We start from the raw sequence: 15,074 nt of genomic DNA on the forward strand, positions 1-15,074 counted from the left end.
ACCTAATCCTCTTCGGAGGCCTCGGCGATAACCTTGCGCCTGCGCTCCCATGTGCCAGTCGCCTGCGGCTTGACGAACAGCCTGGTGATTTCGGGCATGTCCTTTTTCAGTCGTGCCTCCAGGCGCTCGACGCAGGCTTCGATCTCCGGGGCCGTGAGATGATCCTCGAATTCGATGCTCAGGCCTGCGACGATCTCTTCCGGGCCGATATGAACGCTCAATATGCCGTTCGCCCGCTGCACCGCCGGATCATCCTCGGCGATCGCCAGGACCTTGCGCTGCACCTTGAGCGAGGCGGGCTCGCCGAGAAGCAGGCCCTTGCTCTCGCGCGCCAGGAAGATCGCGGTCGCGCCCAGTATGGCCGCGATGCCGATCGAGCCGGCGCCGTCGAGTTCCGGGATCTCCAGCAGTTCGGACGCGAGGATGCCCGCGAAGGCAACGATCAGGCCAAGCAGTGCCGCGCTGTCCTCGAAAAGCACGGTATAGACGCTCGGATCCTTGCTTCGGCGCACCGCCTCGAACCAGCCCTGGTTGCCCTTCTGCCGGCGAAACTCCTTCAGCGCCACCAGCCAGGAACTGCCCTCGAACAGGAAGGACAGGCCGAGCACGATGTAATTGACCCTGGCGTTGACAACCGGCTCGGGCGCCATGATGTGGATGACGCCCTCATAGAAGGAAACGCCGGCGCCGAGCGCAAAAACCAAGAGCGCGACGATGAAGCTCCAGAAATAGAGCTCGCGCCCATGGCCGAGCGGATGCGCGCGGTCGGGTGGGCGCGCGGCACGCCGCATGCCATGAAGGAGAAGCGCGCCATTGCCGGTGTCGACCAGCGAATGCACGCCTTCCGACAGCATGGCGGAGGAGCCGGTGACGAGTGCGGCGGCGAACTTGGTCAGCGCGATCGCCAAATTGCCGGCGAGCGCGGCGTAGATCACCCGTCTCGAACCGCTATGTCCTGCCATTCGTTTCTGATCCTCGCCGAAGCACCGAGCTTAGCGACCTGCCGGCCGAAGCTCCACCGACAACGCGCCGACCGGTCGGAGGTTCAAGGATGCTGGCGGATATTCCGTCCGGCTGCCGAAGACGGCTTCAAGGCCCTCCCGTTCAAGGGAAAACGGTTGACATCGGGGAAGCCGGCTTTCGAAGCGGCAAGCCGCCTCTTGCGGTCGGGCGCTTCTCTTGTTTCACTTGGGCTGCCCACAATCGGAGGAGCGAATCATGGCGAAAGGTGCGATGAAGGCGGGCAAGGAACCCCGCAAGCCGAAGAAGGACGCGAAGAAACCAGCCGCGGCCCCGGCCCCGAAAGCGCCGCCGGTCAAGGCGATGCGCATCAAGGAGAAGTAAGCCGCCAGCGCGGCCGATCCGTCGCGATGCGGATTTGAACCGGCGGCATGCCGAATGCTGCCGGTGTTTTGTTGAGCGGGGAGCAGAACTGCCTATATCACTGCCGCGAGGACGACCTCGCTTCCCCTAAAAAACCGGCCGGGACGACCCGCCACCCCAAGCATCGGATGACCGATGCTGGAATGACGGAGTATTTGCGATGTCCTGGATTTTTCTCTTCTTCGCCGGCCTGTTCGAGATCGGCTGGGCGATCGGCCTCAAATATACCGACGGCTTCTCGAGGCCGCTGCCGACCGTGCTCACCGTCGCCTCGATGATCGTCAGCCTCGGCCTGCTTGGGCTTGCCTTGAAGACCTTGCCCGTCGGCACGGCCTATGCGGTGTGGACCGGCATCGGCACCGTCGGCACGGCCCTGCTCGGCATCTGGCTGCTCGGCGAGCCGGCGACCGCGGTCAGGCTTGCCTGCATCGGGCTGATCGTCTCAGGCATCGTCGGACTGAAGCTCGTCGCCTGACGCGTCAGCACAAACGCCTTCAGGGCCGCCATTGGCGACCCTGAAACATCTTCGAACGACACTATGTCAGCGGGCGGAGAAGCCCGGCGGCTGTCGGCCGACGCGCGCCTTGCGGGCGGCGTAGCGTGCGTCCCGCTTAGCCTTGCGCTCGGCCTCATCGGCGAGCAGACGCGCGATGCGCTCCGCCTCCTCGGCCTCGCGGATCTTGGCCTCGGCTGCCGCCGCTTCTTCGGCGACAATGCGCGCCGCTTCTGCCGCTGCCTCGCGCTCAGCCTTCTCGGCCGCCTCGCGCGCCAGCTTTTCCTGCTTCAGCCTGGCCTTCTCGGCCTCGCGGATCGCGCGAGCCTCGAGGATCGCCTTGCGCTCCGCCTGACGCGCCAGCACCGCTGGATCGTCCGCCGCCGGCTTTGCCTTGAAGCGCTCCAGGAGCGCCTTCTTTGCCTCGTTCGCGGCGTTGCGCCGCTCGAATATGTCTTTTTCCCTGTAGATAGCCAAATCCACTTCCCTGCAGTCAATTCGCGACGCTTACATACGCGCGAAAGCGATGAGTTCAAGCGCCAAAACGGTATGCCAGCCATGAAAATCTGCGCTGTTGCCGCCGGGATACGTCCTACCGCGCGATGCACTGTTCACAAATCGTGCCTCTGGCGGCCGACCTGACCGATCGCTACCTCTTGCGCCAACAATCAACGCTCAACCAGCGCATCAGGATGCAATCGACATGGAACTCGGCCTCTATACATTCGCGGATGTCAGCCCGGAAACGGGGCCGGGTGCCATCGGCCCGCATGAACGGTTGCGCAACCTGATCGAGGAGATCGAACTGGCCGACCAGGTCGGTCTCGACGTGTTCGGCCTCGGCGAGCATCATCGCCCCGACTATGCAGCCTCGGCGCCGGTCGTGGCGCTCGCGGCAGCGGCGGAGCGGACCAAGCGCATCAAGCTCACCAGCGCGGTCACCGTGCTCTCTTCCGACGATCCGGTGCGGGTCTTCCAGCAGTTCGCGACGCTCGACCTTCTGTCCGGCGGCCGCGCCGAAATCATGGCCGGCCGCGGCTCGTTCATCGAATCCTTCCCGCTCTTCGGCTACAATCTCGAGGACTATGACGAGCTCTTCGCCGAGAAGCTCGACCTGTTGCTCGCCATCCGCGACCAGGTGAAGGTGACGTGGCAAGGCAAGCTGCGCGCGCCGATCAACGGCCGCGGCGTCTATCCGCGGCCTTTCCAGGACAAGCTGCCGATCTGGATCGCGATCGGGGGGACGCCGCAGTCCGCCGCCCGCGCCGGCGTGCTCGGCCTGCCGCTGGCGCTTGCCATCATCGGCGGAGAGCCGGCCCGCTTCGCGCCGCTGTTCGACATCTATCGCGAGGCGGCAAGGCGCGCCGGCAACGATCCCGCCTCGCTCGCCACCAGCCTCAACGTGCACGGCTTCATCGCCGAGACGACCGAGACGGCAGCGGACGATTTCTATGGCCCGCAGGCCGAGGTGATGAACCGCATCGGCCGCGAGCGCGGCTGGGGGCCGACCTCGCGGGCACATTTCGACCAGGCGCGTGGGCCGAACGGCGCGCTGTTCGTCGGCAATCCTGAGGCTGTAGCCGAAAAAATCGTCGCCCAGCACAAGATCTTCGGCAACGACCGCTTCCTCCTGCAGATGGCGATCGGCACCATGCCGCACGCCAAGATCATGAAGGCGATCGAGCTCTACGGCACCAAGGTGGCGCCGATCGTGCGGCGCGAGACGGCGAAAGCCGTGCCCGCCGCACCGGCGCCTGCCGCCTGAAGACACCGGCCCGGCAAGGCTCTCCCATCGCCGCCGGCTCGAGCGGTTCATCGTTTCTCTGAGACGCAGAACCGCTTTATCTCGTTGTTTTAACGCAATTCCGGACGGAAAACCGTTTCACACTTTTCCTGGAATTGCTCCAAAGGAACCTTGGCGCGGCGGACACGTTTTTCTCGACGATCGCACCGGTAGCGGTGCTCGAGGGGAACGATGAAAGCCGAGACGACCGCTTCAGGCGCGAGCGTTGGCGAAAGCCCTGATTCCGGCGACAGAGCCCACGCGGAATTGCGGCTGATGCGATCGCTGCTGATCGGCATCTTCGTTCTGCTGACGGTATTCGCGCTCTATTTCGGCCGCGCTTTCTTCATGCCGGTGATCCTCGCCTTCCTGCTGGCGCTGACGCTGACGCCGATCGTGCGCTTCCTGCGCAAGCGTCGTATTCCCGATGTGCTGTCCGCGACACTGCTGGTGCTGCTCTCGGTCTTCCTCGTCGGAAGCGCCGGCTATCTGCTCAGCGGCCCGGTCATCGAGCTCATAAACAACAGCTCGTCCATTGGCCTCCAACTGACCGACAGGCTGGCGCCGTTCAAGCAACCGCTCCAAAGGATCGTCGATATCTCGCGCCAACTGGAGGCGCTGACCGAGACGGCACAGGAGCCGAACGTGCAAAAGGTGGCGGTGGCGCCATCCGGCATGCTCTCCACGGCCGCCAGCAACATTCTGGGTGCCGGCACCAGCATCACCATCGTCTTCGTGCTGTCGTTGTTCCTGCTCGCTTCAGGCACTTTGTTCTACGAGAAGATCGTTCAGTCCTTCGCCAGCCTCAGCGACAAGAAGCGGGCGCTGCGCGTCGTTTATGACGTCGAACGCGAGATCTCGCACTATCTGCTCACAGTCGCCCTCATCAATGTCGGCCTCGGCACGGTGATCGGGCTCGGCCTGTGGGGGCTCGGCATGCCGAACCCCCTGGTCTGGGGCGCGGCCGCGGCGCTGCTCAATTTCCTGCCCTATGTCGGCGCGCTGATGACCATCCTCCTGGTCACGGCCATCGCGCTGATCAGCTTCGATACGATCTCCTACGCGTTGCTGGCGCCCGCTTTTGTTTTGTTGTGCGACATCGTCGAGGGCCAGTTCGTGACCCCGACGGTGGTCGGCCGGCGGCTCGAGATAAACGCCGTGGCAATCTTCATCGCCATCGCCTTCTGGTCCTGGCTGTGGGGCTTCGTCGGCGCATTGATGGCGGTGCCGCTGCTGGTGGTCATCAAGGTGTTCTGCGACCATTTCGACGGCCTCAGCCATGTCGGCAATTTCCTCGCCGCGCAGCAGACCATGGCGATCGACGACGAGGTTGCCGAAAACAATCACAAACCCGCCGCGTAACGCCTGGCCCAATCCGATGTCCGGCCGGTTGTTTGCGACACCCATGGCAAGTGCCTATATCGGTCCGGTCTAGCCGGACCTGCATGCATGAATGACTTCGATCTCGATGCCTACTTCGCCCGCATCGGCTACAGCGGGCCGACCGACCCTTCGCTCGCCACGCTCGCGTCGCTGCATCTGGCCCATCCGCAGGCGATCCCGTTCGAGAACATCGACGCGCTGATGGGCGTTTCGGTCGGGCTCGATCCGGCGTCGCTGCAGGACAAGGTCTTCCGCCAAGGCCGCGGCGGCTATTGCTTCGAGCACAATCTGATCTTCATGCATGGGCTCGAAGCGCTGGGCTTTGCCGTCAGCGGGCTCGCCGCGCGCGTGCTGTGGGGCCAGCCGGACGACGCCATCACGGCGCGCAGCCATGTGCTGCTGCGTGTCGATCTCGATGGCAAAACATACATTGCCGATGTCGGCTTCGGCGGCCTGACGCTGACGGCGCCGCTGCTGCTCGAGCCGGGTATCGAACAGCAGACACCGCATGAGACCTTCCGCATCGCCGAGGCCGGCGATCATTTTCGGCTACAGGCCAATATCGGCGGCGATTGGCGCACGCTCTACCGCTTCGACATGCAGCGGACCTACGAGGTCGATTACCAGGTGAGCAGCCATTTCCTGTCGACGCATCCGGGCTCGCATTTCCTGTCGACCCTGGTCGCGGCGCGCGCTTTGCCCGACCGGCGCTACGGACTGCGCAACAACCGTTTGTCGACCCATCATATCGGCGGCCGCAGCGAGCAGCGGGAGATCGCCTCGGCGAGCGAACTCGCCGATGCGCTGGAGAATGAGCTCGCCATCGTCATCCCCGACCGCGCCGCCTTCGAGGCGAGGCTGCGGCAGAAGCATATCGTGGAGACCTGATCAATGACTGCCCTTTCGGTTCTCGACCTGTCGCCGATCACGCTAGGCAGCAATGCCTCGCAATCGCTCGCCAATTCGCTCGACCTTGCCCGCCATGCCGAGCGGCTGGGCTATAAGCGCTACTGGCTCGCCGAGCACCACAACATGCCGGGCATCGCAAGTGCGGCGACTTCCGTTGTCATCGCGCACGTCGCCGGCGGCACCAGGACGATCCGCGTCGGCGCCGGCGGCATCATGCTGCCCAACCACGCGCCGCTGGTGATCGCCGAGCAGTTCGGCACGCTCAACGCCCTTTTTCCGGGGCGCATCGATCTCGGCCTCGGCCGCGCGCCGGGCACCGACATGATGACGGCGCGGGCGCTGCGCCGCAACCTGGAGGCCAGCGACAACTTCCCCCAGGACGTGGTCGAGCTGATGGGCTACTTCCAGCCGGCCGAGGAAGGACAGCGCATCCGCGCGGTGCCGGGCGAAGGCCAGGAGGTGCCGGTCTGGATCCTGGGCTCCAGCCTCTACGGCGCGCAGCTCGCGGCGCTGCTTGGTCTGCCCTACGCTTTCGCCTCACATTTCGCGCCGGCCGAGCTCGACCACGCGCTGGAGGTCTACCGCTCGCGATTCCAGCCGTCGGCCCAACTCGACAAACCCTATGTGATGCTTGGCCTCAATGTCTTTGCGGCACCCACCGACGCCGAGGCGAAGCTTTTGTTCACCTCGCTGCAGCAGGCCTTCGTCAATCTGCGCAGCGGCCGGCCCGGCCAGCTGCCGCCGCCGGTCGAAAACTATGATCGCGACCTCGACCCGGTCGCCAGGACCATGCTTGCCCAGGCGCTGTCCTGCGCCGTCGTCGGTTCGCCGGAAACGGTCCGCCAGGGCATCGACGCCTTCGTGCGCCGCACCGGCGCCGACGAATTGATGGTGACGGCGCAGATGTTCGACCACGCGGCGCGCGTGCGCTCCTTCGAGATTCTGGCGGACGCGCATAGATCGCTGTCGCAAGCGGCCTGACCAACGCAACGGCTTCTGTCTGACATACTCGTCTGCTAAGGGCAGGCTCCTTCCTCAAGCGCGAGCCCTTCCTGTGAATGACGACCTCGACCAGCGCATGCATTTCGCCATCGACCTCGCGCGGCGCGCCGGCGAGCTGGGGCTGAAATATTTTCGCGACCTCGACAACCTCACCATCGAGAGCAAGGGCCATCAGGACCTCGTCTCCGACGGCGACCGCGAGGTCGAGCTGTTCATCCGAGCGGCAATCGCCGAAACCTATCCGCAGGATGGCATTGTAGGCGAGGAGCATGCGCCGGTGACGGGAAAGACCGGCTATGTCTGGGTGATCGACCCGATCGACGGCACCGCCAATTTCGGGCGCGGCATTCCCGCCTGGTGCGTGGTGATCGCCTGCGCGAGGGACGGCGAGACCGTCGTCGGCGTCATCCACGAGGCTTCGACCGGCGAAACCTTCCACGGCCGCCTCGGCGGCGGCGCCTTCGTCAACGGCCGGCCGATCAAGGCGAGCGGCGCCGCAGCGCTCTCAGAAGGCTCGGTCGGAACCGGGCTTTCGAACCGTGCGTCGACCGAACATGTCGCCGTATTGATCAGCATGATCATGGCCGAGGGCGGCGTCTTCTACCGTAACGCGTCCGGCGCCCTGATGCTCGCCTATGCCGCCGCCGGGCGGCTGCTCGGCTATGTCGAGGAGCATATGAATGCCTGGGACTGCCTGGCCGGCATGCTTCTGGTCGAAGAGGCCGGCGGCACGGTGCTGAAGCCCGACTCGGGGACGGTCATCAGCCAGGGGACGCAAGTGATCGCCGGCGGAAGCAACATCTTCCCGAAGCTGCGCGCGCTTTGCGCGGAAGCGTTCCGAAGCTAGTCCTTCGCACGGTATTGGGGCGGCTGCGGGAAGACGGAGACGCGGCGTCTATATGACGATGACCTTGGTGCCGATTGGGGCGCGGTCATAGAGATCGATGATGTCCTGGTTCATGAGCCGGATGCAGCCCGCCGAAACGGCCTTGCCGATGGACCACCATTCGGGGCTGCCGTGCAGGCGATATCCCGTGTCACCTTTCTCGTTGAAGAGATAGAGCGCCCGCGCGCCGAGCGGGTTCATGAGTCCGGCTTCCATATGGGCAGGTATGATGTGGCCCCGGTTGCGCTCGCGCACGATCATCTGGGGAGGCGCGCTCCAATCCGGCCATTCGCGCTTCCTCGCGACATGAGCGGTGCCATGCCACTCGAAGCCCGCCTTGCCGACGCCGATGCCGTAGCGCATCGCCTGGCCGTCTCCCAGCACGTAGTAGAGGAACTTCGCCCCTGTATCGACAATGATCGTGCCGGGCGCCTCGTCGGTCGGATAGGCCACCGTCTGCCGACGGAACTTTTGGTCGACCTTGTAGATCGGAACCGGCGGAATGCGGAAGGCGGCGTCGGTGAGGCCGCCATAGGCAGAGGGTGACGTCTGCAATGCGCCGCCGGCAGTGCAGCCGGAGAATGCGAGCATCCCGGCAAGTACCCCGATGAGAAACGATTTCGCGCGCATGGCCCAAGCCGGCACCGCGCCGGCGATCAGCCGCATCTTGCCTTATTCGTAATCCCGCATGACTCGCTTGCCAAGCATTCCATCTTCCCCGCGGTGGATTTCCGGCACATGGCGGCAATGATGTTTTCAGACTTGTTCGCGACCCAAAGTCACGCCCCCAGGGCAAAGCTTCCCCGCCCGGCATGCAACTGGCGCATTGATGATGATGCCCCGTCCGGAAAAAATCCTCTCTGGACAAGCAGATAGAGCAAATCTGGATCGACCCGGCATATGGCAGGCCGGTCCGTTTCCCGAGCCCCTGCCGGACAGCAGACACCTTGCGCAGAATGCTTGCGCCCCGTGCCGCCTGTTCTTATATACGCGCCAGCCGTCCGGCCTTGAAAATCCGGGACCGTGGCGGAATTTCTTGTGAACAGGGGCTTTCGTCGGAACGCCTTATCAGGGTCCTGAGAGCCTGCTTAGAGGAGAGACTAGAACAATGGCAAAAGTAATCGGTATCGACCTCGGAACCACAAACTCCTGCATCGCCATCATGGACGGCAAGGAGCCCAAGGTTATCGAGAATGCGGAAGGCGCGCGCACGACCCCTTCCATCGTCGCCATCAACAACGACGGAGAGCGCCTCGTCGGCCAGCCGGCCAAGCGTCAGGCGGTCACCAATCCTGAAAACACCATCTTCGCGGTCAAGCGCCTGATCGGCCGCCGCTATGACGACCCGGTGACGGAGAAGGACAAGAAGCTTGTCCCCTACAAGATCGTCAAGGGCGACAATGGCGATGCCTGGGTCGAGGCCGGCGGCAAGAAGCTGTCGCCCAGCCAGATCTCGGCCATGATCCTGCAGAAGATGAAGGAGACGGCGGAAGCCTATCTCGGCGAGAAGGTCGAGAAGGCGGTCATCACCGTTCCGGCCTATTTCAACGACGCCCAGCGCCAGGCGACCAAGGACGCTGGCAAGATCGCCGGCCTCGAAGTGCTGCGCATCATCAACGAGCCGACGGCTGCCGCGCTCGCCTATGGTCTCGAGAAGAAGGACGGCAAGACCATCGCCGTCTATGACCTTGGCGGCGGCACGTTCGACATTTCGGTGCTCGAGATCGGCGATGGCGTCTTCGAGGTGAAGTCGACCAATGGCGACACCTTCCTTGGCGGCGAGGACTTCGACATGCGCCTGGTCGAGTACCTGGCGGCCGAGTTCAAGAAGGAACAGGGCATCGACCTCAAGGCCGACAAGCTTGCGCTGCAGCGCCTGAAGGAAGCGGCCGAGAAGGCCAAGATCGAGCTGTCGTCGACGACGCAGACCGAGATCAACCTGCCCTTCATCACCGCCGACGCCACCGGGCCGAAGCACCTGACGATGAAGCTCACCCGGGCGAAGTTCGAAAGCCTGGTCGAGGATCTCGTGCAGCGCACGATCGATCCCTGCAAGGCGGCGCTCAAGGATGCCGGCCTGAAGGCGGGCGAGATCGACGAGGTTGTCCTGGTCGGCGGCATGACCCGCATGCCCAAGATCCAGGAGATCGTGAAGCAGTTCTTCGGCAAGGACCCGCACAAGGGCGTCAACCCCGATGAGGTCGTGGCGCTGGGTGCTGCCATCCAGGCCGGCGTGCTGCAGGGCGACGTCAAGGACGTGCTGCTGCTCGACGTGACACCGCTGTCGCTCGGCATCGAGACGCTGGGCGGCGTGTTCACCCGGCTGATCGAGCGCAACACCACGATCCCGACCAAGAAGAGCCAGGTGTTCTCGACGGCAGAGGATTCGCAGTCGGCGGTGACGATCCGCGTCTTCCAGGGTGAGCGCGAGATGGCGGCCGACAACAAGCTGCTCGGCCAGTTCGACCTGGTCGGCATTCCGCCGGCTCCGCGCGGCGTGCCGCAGATCGAGGTCACCTTCGACATCGACGCCAACGGCATCGTCAACGTCTCGGCCAAGGACAAGGGCACCGGCAAGGAGCACCAGATCCGCATCCAGGCTTCGGGCGGCCTGTCCGACGCCGACATCGAGAAGATGGTGAAGGACGCCGAGGCCAATGCCGAGGCCGACAAGAAGCGCCGTGCCCTCGTCGAGGCCCGCAACCAGGCCGAATCCCTGGTGCATTCGTCCGAGAAGTCGCTGAAGGACTATGGCGACAAGGTCTCGGAGGCCGACCGCACCGCGATCGCCGACGCCATCAGCGCGCTGAAGACCGCCGCCGAGGGCGATGACGTGGCCGATATCGAGGCCAAGTCGCAGTCGCTCGCCGAGGCTTCGATGAAGCTTGGCCAGGCCATGTACGAGACCTCGCAGAAGGAAGCGGCCGAAGCCGACGCCAAGGCGGATGCCGCCAAGGATTCGGACGTGGTCGACGCCGACTTCGAGGAAATCGACGAAGACGACGACAAGAAGAAGTCGGCCTGAGCCGCTGACGGCAAATAATGCGAAAAGCCCGGCGCAAGGCCGGGCTTTTTTGCAACCTTGAACGAAAAAGTGCGAGTCTGACCGAAAAAGTGACGGAAAAACACGGGCCAGGCATGTGCCGGCTCTGGCATCCGGGCAGCATCGCTCCTAAATCGAACAACGTGCCGGCGACGACGCAACAATGCTTGAAGACATTGAGCATCCGGACAGCGGGAAAAAATGAAAGCTGATTTCTACGAAACGCTGGGCGTGCACAAAGGTGCCGACGACAAGGAGCTGAAGAGCGCTTTCCGCAAGCTCGCCATGCAGTTCCATCCCGACCGCAATCCCGGCGATCATGCCTGCGAGCACAAGTTCAAGGAAATCAACGAAGCCTATGAGACGCTGAAGGACCCGCAGAAGCGCGCGGCCTATGACCGGTTCGGCCACGCCGCCTTCGAGCAGGGCGGCATGAACGGCGCGGCGCACGGTTTCGGCGCCGGCGGCTTCGCCGACATCTTCGAGGACATTTTCGGCGACATGATGGGCGGCCGCCAGCGCCGCTCGTCGGGCGGCCGCGAGCGCGGGGCGGACCTGCGCTACAATATGGAAATCTCGCTGGAGGAGGCATTCTCCGGCAAGACGGCGCAGATCCGCGTGCCGGCCTCCATTTCCTGCTCGGAATGCTCCGGCAGCGGCGCCAAGCCCGGCACGCAGCCGGTGACCTGCGCCATGTGCCACGGCCACGGCAAGGTGCGCGCCACACAAGGCTTCTTCTCGATCGAGCGCACCTGCCCGCAATGCCAGGGCCGCGGCCAGACGATCAAGGACCCCTGCCCGAAATGCGCCGGCCAGGGCCGCGTCACCGAGGAGCGGTCGCTGTCGGTCAACATCCCGGCCGGCATCGAGGACGGCACCCGCATCCGGCTTGCCAATGAGGGCGAGGCCGGCCTGCGCGGCGGCCCTTCGGGCGACCTCTACATCTTCCTCGCGGTCAAGCCGCACGAATTCTTCCAGCGCGACGGCGCCGACCTCTATTGCAAGGTGCCGATCTCGATGACGACCGCCGCCCTCGGCGGCTCGTTCGAGGTGACCACGCTCGACGGCACGCAGACCAAGGTGAAGGTGCCGGAAGGCACCCAGAACGGCCGCCAATTCCGCTTGAAGGGCAAGGGCATGCCGGTGCTGCGGCAGCCCAATGTCGGCGATCTCTACATCCAGACGGCGGTCGAGACGCCGCAGAATCTGTCGCGCCGCCAGCGCGAGCTCCTGGAAGAGTTCGAGCAGCTCTCCTCGAAGGACAACTCGCCCCAGTCGAGCGGATTCTTCGCCCGCATGAAGGACTTTTTCGAGTCCTTTGGCGAGCACTAAGGTTTTCTGCCGGAAGTCGCGCTTCCCGAGCGTCATCAACATCTTATACCAGGTTGACGCCTTGCCTTGCTCCACCTAGCTGATAAGTAGCGGTTCGGGGAGCATTGAGGAGAGCTCGCAATGGCACGTGGTCCCGGATTGCGCAAAGCGCTGGCGGAAAAATTCGACGACGAGCTAAAGTTCTTCAAAGGCTGGATCGACAAGCCGAAAGCGGTCGGCTCCATCGTTCCCACCAGCTCCGTCACCGCCCGCAAGATGGCCTCGATCGTCAACCCGAAATCGGGCCTGCCGGTGCTGGAGGTCGGACCCGGCACCGGCGTCATCACCCGCGCCATCCTGGCCCAGGGCGTGAAGCCGGAAAATCTCTACGCGATCGAGTATTCGACCGACTTCGTGCGTCACCTGCGCCGGCTCTATCCTCGCGTCAACGTCATCGAGGGCGACGCCTTCAATCTCAACGCCACGCTCGGCGACAAGCGCGACATGGTGTTCGATTCGGTCGTCTCCGGCGTGCCGCTGCTCAATTTCCCGGTTGCCCAGCGCATCGCCTATATCGAAAGCCTGCTCGACCGCATCCCCGCCGGCCGGCCGATCGTGCAGCTGACCTACGGCCCGCTGTCGCCGATCCCGCCCGGCCGCGGCGACTACACGGTCAAGCATTTCGACTTCATCATCCGCAACATCCCGCCGACGCAGCTTTGGATCTACCGGCGCAAGGCGCATTAGATGTGAAGGGAATAAGGCAGTAGGGGAGTAAGGGAGTAAGGGAGTAGGGAATGGACGGTTCAGCTTCCGCGCTATCCCTACTCCCCTACTGCCTTACTCCCTACTCCCTCATCCAGCCGTTGATTTGAGCGACCCTTGGCTGTACCTGTCCCGGAACAAGGGTGGCCGATGGCAGTGATCCCGAAAATTCTCGTCTTTGCCGGCTCGGTCCGGACCGGCGCTTTCAGCGGCCGGACCGCCGACCTGGCGCAGAAGGAACTTGCCATGCAGGGCGCGGAAGTGACTCGCATCTCGCTCGGCGACTATCCGCTGCCGATCATGGACGAGGATCTGGAGAAGGAAAAAGGCATTCCCGAGAATGCCGTGAAGCTCGGCCGGCAGATCGCGGACCATGACGGCCTGCTGATCGCGACGCCCGAATATAACGGCTCGATCCCGCCGCTGCTCAAGAACTCGATCGACTGGGTGAGCCGGATCCGGCGCGACGGCAGCCACTCGTTCCGGCCGTTTTACGGCAAGCCTGTCGGCCTCTGCTCCTCCTCCGAAGGCAAGTTTGCCGGCATACGCTGCATCAACCATCTACGCGCCGTGCTGGTGCGCTGCCAGATGGAAGTGATCACGCCGGAATGCTCGGTGTCCGGCGCCGATGAGGCCTTCGCCGAGGACGGACAATTCCGAGACGCCAGACTACACCAATCGATGGAGCGCCTATGCCGCACACTGATCGAAACCTCGCGCATGCTGTCGGTGCGGATCGAGGCCTGATGCATCCCGGCGTTTCCCTGCACGGCGATACCATGCGCGATCGGCTAATCGTCGGCCTCGACGTGCCGACGCTGAAAGAGGCCGAAAAGGCCGTGCGAGAGCTCGAAGGCACCGTCTCCTTCTATAAGATCGGCTACCAGCTCGCCTTTGCCGGCGGGCTCGATTTCGCGCGCGAGCTGGTGAGCGGCAGCAACAAGGTCTTCCTCGATATGAAGTTGCTCGACATCGACAACACGGTGGCCAAGGGCGTCGAAAACATCGTCAAAATGGGGGTCTCGATGCTGACGCTGCATGCCTACCCCAAGACCATGAAGGCGGCGGTCGAGGCGGCCAAGGGCAGCGATCTCTGCCTGCTTGCGGTAACCGTGCTCACCTCGATGGACGAGCAGGACATGATCGACGCCGGCTACGAATATGATCCGCACACGCTGGTGCTGCGACGCGCCGAACAGGCGCTGCATGCCGGCATGGGCGGCATCGTCTGCTCGGCCGAGGAGGCTGAAGCCGTGCGCCGGATCGTCGGCCCCGACATGGCGGTGGTGACGCCGGGCATACGGCCGGCGGGCAGCGATCATGGCGACCAGAAGCGTGTCGTGACGCCGGCGCAAGCCATTCGCAACGGCTCCAGCCACCTCGTCGTCGGCCGGCCGATCGTCAAGGCTGCGGACCGGCGGGCGGCGGCCGAAGCGATCCTGGCCGAAATGTGCTCGGCATAGCCGGTTCGCGGACGAACAATAAACAAGGAGACAAGAATGCCAAAGGGATATTGGATTGCCCGCGTCGATGTGCGCGACCCGGAAGGCTACAAGGATTATGTCGCCGCCGCCAAGCTCGCTTTCGATCGTTTCGGCGTGAAATTCCTGGCGCGCGGCGGCGAGCATGAAAAGGCTGAGGGAACGGGGCGCGCGCGCAACGTGATCATCGAGTTCGAATCGCTTGCCGCAGCGCATGAGTGCTACCACTCGCCGGAATATCAGCGCGCCGTCGCCATCCGCCAGAAAGTGGCCGACGGCGAGATCGTGTTGGTCGAGGGGGTCTAGGTCCTGGGCGCAGGGGCCTTGGCAGGTCCGACAATGCCGGTGTTGTGACACGCTGGAGATTGGCCGAAGCCCTTCTTGCGCTTCGTCATTCCAGGGCGAAGCAGGAGCGAAGCTCCGTCGCGGAGACCCTGGAATCCATGCCGTAACCTCGATCGAAGGGTGCAGCGGAGCAGAATTCTGCATCGTCGCAATACTTCGGAGTCACGGCATGGATCCTTGGGTCTGCGCTGCGTCGCTGCGCTCCTTGCTACGCCCAAGGATTGTTTGAGAAGGATCGGGTAGTTTGGCGGCCGGGACTGCAGGCCCATCACAGCCAGCAGTCCCGGCGG

At 64.1% G+C, this 15,074-nt stretch carries 17 protein-coding genes; 13 read left to right on the forward strand and 4 right to left on the reverse strand.

Features of this window, described 5'->3' with window-relative positions:
* Nucleotides 1-2 precede the first annotated feature (2 nt).
* Complete coding sequence (locus RFN30_RS16410; RefSeq protein ID WP_320263121.1) at nt 3-962, reverse strand: cation diffusion facilitator family transporter; 960 nt, start codon at nt 960-962, stop codon at nt 3-5.
* A gap of 256 nt (nt 963-1,218) precedes the next feature.
* Between RFN30_RS16410 and RFN30_RS16415 the strand changes: the two genes are divergently transcribed.
* Nucleotides 1,219-1,344, forward strand: coding sequence for a hypothetical protein (locus RFN30_RS16415; protein WP_082953831.1), 126 nt, complete (start codon nt 1,219-1,221; stop codon nt 1,342-1,344).
* A gap of 199 nt (nt 1,345-1,543) precedes the next feature.
* Nucleotides 1,544-1,858: a quaternary ammonium compound efflux SMR transporter SugE gene (gene sugE / locus RFN30_RS16420; RefSeq protein WP_320263122.1), complete on the forward strand. Its 315-nt coding sequence runs from the start codon at nt 1,544-1,546 to the stop codon at nt 1,856-1,858.
* 66 nt (nt 1,859-1,924) lie between these two features.
* On the opposite strand, the gene RFN30_RS16425 is transcribed toward sugE, so the two are convergent.
* Nucleotides 1,925-2,353, reverse strand: coding sequence for a DUF6481 family protein (locus RFN30_RS16425; RefSeq protein WP_320263123.1), 429 nt, complete (start codon nt 2,351-2,353; stop codon nt 1,925-1,927).
* Between the two features lie 226 nt (nt 2,354-2,579).
* Between RFN30_RS16425 and RFN30_RS16430 the strand changes: the two genes are divergently transcribed.
* Nucleotides 2,580-3,641, forward strand: coding sequence for an LLM class flavin-dependent oxidoreductase (locus RFN30_RS16430; protein ID WP_320263124.1), 1,062 nt, complete (start codon nt 2,580-2,582; stop codon nt 3,639-3,641).
* 89 nt (nt 3,642-3,730) lie between these two features.
* On the opposite strand, the gene RFN30_RS16435 is transcribed toward RFN30_RS16430, so the two are convergent.
* Nucleotides 3,731-3,958 (reverse strand): hypothetical protein, encoded by a 228-nt coding sequence (locus tag RFN30_RS16435; RefSeq protein WP_320263150.1) that lies wholly within the window; start codon nt 3,956-3,958, stop codon nt 3,731-3,733.
* On the opposite strand from RFN30_RS16435, the gene RFN30_RS16440 reads away from it, so the two are divergent.
* The 4 genes from RFN30_RS16440 to RFN30_RS16455 all read left to right on the forward strand — a co-directional run bounded on the left by RFN30_RS16440 (nt 3,852) and on the right by RFN30_RS16455 (nt 7,800).
* A complete protein-coding gene (locus RFN30_RS16440; protein ID WP_320263125.1) occupies nt 3,852-5,021 on the forward strand; it encodes an AI-2E family transporter in 1,170 nt (389 codons plus the stop codon). The two genes, RFN30_RS16435 and RFN30_RS16440, sit on opposite strands and share 107 nt — an antisense overlap.
* 87 nt (nt 5,022-5,108) lie before the next feature.
* Nucleotides 5,109-5,930, forward strand: coding sequence for an arylamine N-acetyltransferase family protein (locus RFN30_RS16445; protein ID WP_320263126.1), 822 nt, complete (start codon nt 5,109-5,111; stop codon nt 5,928-5,930).
* 3 nt (nt 5,931-5,933) lie between these two features.
* On the forward strand, nt 5,934-6,932 hold the full coding sequence (locus tag RFN30_RS16450) for an LLM class flavin-dependent oxidoreductase (RefSeq protein ID WP_320263127.1): 999 nt from the start codon (nt 5,934-5,936) through the stop codon (nt 6,930-6,932).
* 73 nt (nt 6,933-7,005) lie between these two features.
* A complete protein-coding gene (locus RFN30_RS16455) occupies nt 7,006-7,800 on the forward strand; it encodes an inositol monophosphatase family protein (protein WP_320263128.1) in 795 nt (264 codons plus the stop codon).
* A gap of 48 nt (nt 7,801-7,848) precedes the next feature.
* Here RFN30_RS16455 and RFN30_RS16460 read toward each other — a convergent pair whose 3' ends face one another.
* Complete coding sequence (locus RFN30_RS16460) at nt 7,849-8,469, reverse strand: L,D-transpeptidase (RefSeq protein WP_320263149.1); 621 nt, start codon at nt 8,467-8,469, stop codon at nt 7,849-7,851.
* 478 nt (nt 8,470-8,947) lie between these two features.
* Here RFN30_RS16460 and dnaK point away from each other — a divergent pair, with 478 nt between their 5' ends.
* The 6 genes from dnaK to RFN30_RS16490 all read left to right on the forward strand — a co-directional run bounded on the left by dnaK (nt 8,948) and on the right by RFN30_RS16490 (nt 14,745).
* Complete coding sequence (gene dnaK / locus RFN30_RS16465; protein WP_320263129.1) at nt 8,948-10,864, forward strand: molecular chaperone DnaK; 1,917 nt, start codon at nt 8,948-8,950, stop codon at nt 10,862-10,864.
* A gap of 219 nt (nt 10,865-11,083) precedes the next feature.
* Nucleotides 11,084-12,214 carry a molecular chaperone DnaJ gene (gene dnaJ / locus RFN30_RS16470; protein ID WP_320263130.1) on the forward strand — a complete coding sequence of 377 codons (1,131 nt, stop codon included), beginning with the start codon at nt 11,084-11,086 and terminating at the stop codon, nt 12,212-12,214.
* A 120-nt stretch (nt 12,215-12,334) separates the two neighbouring features.
* Nucleotides 12,335-12,940, forward strand: coding sequence for a phospholipid N-methyltransferase PmtA (gene pmtA, locus RFN30_RS16475; RefSeq protein WP_320263131.1), 606 nt, complete (start codon nt 12,335-12,337; stop codon nt 12,938-12,940).
* Between the two features lie 168 nt (nt 12,941-13,108).
* Nucleotides 13,109-13,705 (forward strand): NADPH-dependent FMN reductase, encoded by a 597-nt coding sequence (locus RFN30_RS16480; RefSeq protein ID WP_320263132.1) that lies wholly within the window; start codon nt 13,109-13,111, stop codon nt 13,703-13,705.
* A 32-nt stretch (nt 13,706-13,737) separates the two neighbouring features.
* The gene (gene pyrF, locus RFN30_RS16485; RefSeq protein WP_430699048.1) at nt 13,738-14,421 is read left to right on the forward strand and encodes an orotidine-5'-phosphate decarboxylase; all 684 of its coding nucleotides are present in this window, start codon (nt 13,738-13,740) and stop codon (nt 14,419-14,421) included.
* A 36-nt stretch (nt 14,422-14,457) separates the two neighbouring features.
* Nucleotides 14,458-14,745 carry a DUF1330 domain-containing protein gene (locus tag RFN30_RS16490; protein WP_320263134.1) on the forward strand — a complete coding sequence of 96 codons (288 nt, stop codon included), beginning with the start codon at nt 14,458-14,460 and terminating at the stop codon, nt 14,743-14,745.
* Nucleotides 14,746-15,074 lie beyond the last annotated feature (329 nt).

The organism is Mesorhizobium dulcispinae, from assembly GCF_033977345.1.
Taxonomy (GTDB): Bacteria; Pseudomonadota; Alphaproteobacteria; order Rhizobiales; family Rhizobiaceae; genus Mesorhizobium; species Mesorhizobium dulcispinae.

Excerpts from the sequence above, each read along its gene's own strand:
- RFN30_RS16410 (WP_320263121.1), bottom strand. The coding sequence starts at position 962 with ATGGCAGGACATAGCGGTTCGAGACGGGTGATCTACGCCGCGCTCGCC.
- RFN30_RS16415 (WP_082953831.1), top strand. The coding sequence starts at position 1,219 with ATGGCGAAAGGTGCGATGAAGGCGGGCAAGGAACCCCGCAAGCCGAAG.
- sugE (WP_320263122.1), top strand. The coding sequence starts at position 1,544 with ATGTCCTGGATTTTTCTCTTCTTCGCCGGCCTGTTCGAGATCGGCTGG.
- RFN30_RS16430 (WP_320263124.1), top strand. The coding sequence starts at position 2,580 with ATGGAACTCGGCCTCTATACATTCGCGGATGTCAGCCCGGAAACGGGG.
- RFN30_RS16440 (WP_320263125.1), top strand. The coding sequence starts at position 3,852 with ATGAAAGCCGAGACGACCGCTTCAGGCGCGAGCGTTGGCGAAAGCCCT.
- RFN30_RS16435 (WP_320263150.1), bottom strand. The coding sequence starts at position 3,958 with ATGCCGATCAGCAGCGATCGCATCAGCCGCAATTCCGCGTGGGCTCTG.
- RFN30_RS16445 (WP_320263126.1), top strand. The coding sequence starts at position 5,109 with ATGAATGACTTCGATCTCGATGCCTACTTCGCCCGCATCGGCTACAGC.
- RFN30_RS16450 (WP_320263127.1), top strand. The coding sequence starts at position 5,934 with ATGACTGCCCTTTCGGTTCTCGACCTGTCGCCGATCACGCTAGGCAGC.
- RFN30_RS16460 (WP_320263149.1), bottom strand. The coding sequence starts at position 8,469 with ATGCGCGCGAAATCGTTTCTCATCGGGGTACTTGCCGGGATGCTCGCA.
- dnaK (WP_320263129.1), top strand. The coding sequence starts at position 8,948 with ATGGCAAAAGTAATCGGTATCGACCTCGGAACCACAAACTCCTGCATC.
- dnaJ (WP_320263130.1), top strand. The coding sequence starts at position 11,084 with ATGAAAGCTGATTTCTACGAAACGCTGGGCGTGCACAAAGGTGCCGAC.
- pmtA (WP_320263131.1), top strand. The coding sequence starts at position 12,335 with ATGGCACGTGGTCCCGGATTGCGCAAAGCGCTGGCGGAAAAATTCGAC.
- RFN30_RS16480 (WP_320263132.1), top strand. The coding sequence starts at position 13,109 with ATGGCAGTGATCCCGAAAATTCTCGTCTTTGCCGGCTCGGTCCGGACC.
- pyrF (WP_430699048.1), top strand. The coding sequence starts at position 13,738 with ATGCGCGATCGGCTAATCGTCGGCCTCGACGTGCCGACGCTGAAAGAG.
- RFN30_RS16490 (WP_320263134.1), top strand. The coding sequence starts at position 14,458 with ATGCCAAAGGGATATTGGATTGCCCGCGTCGATGTGCGCGACCCGGAA.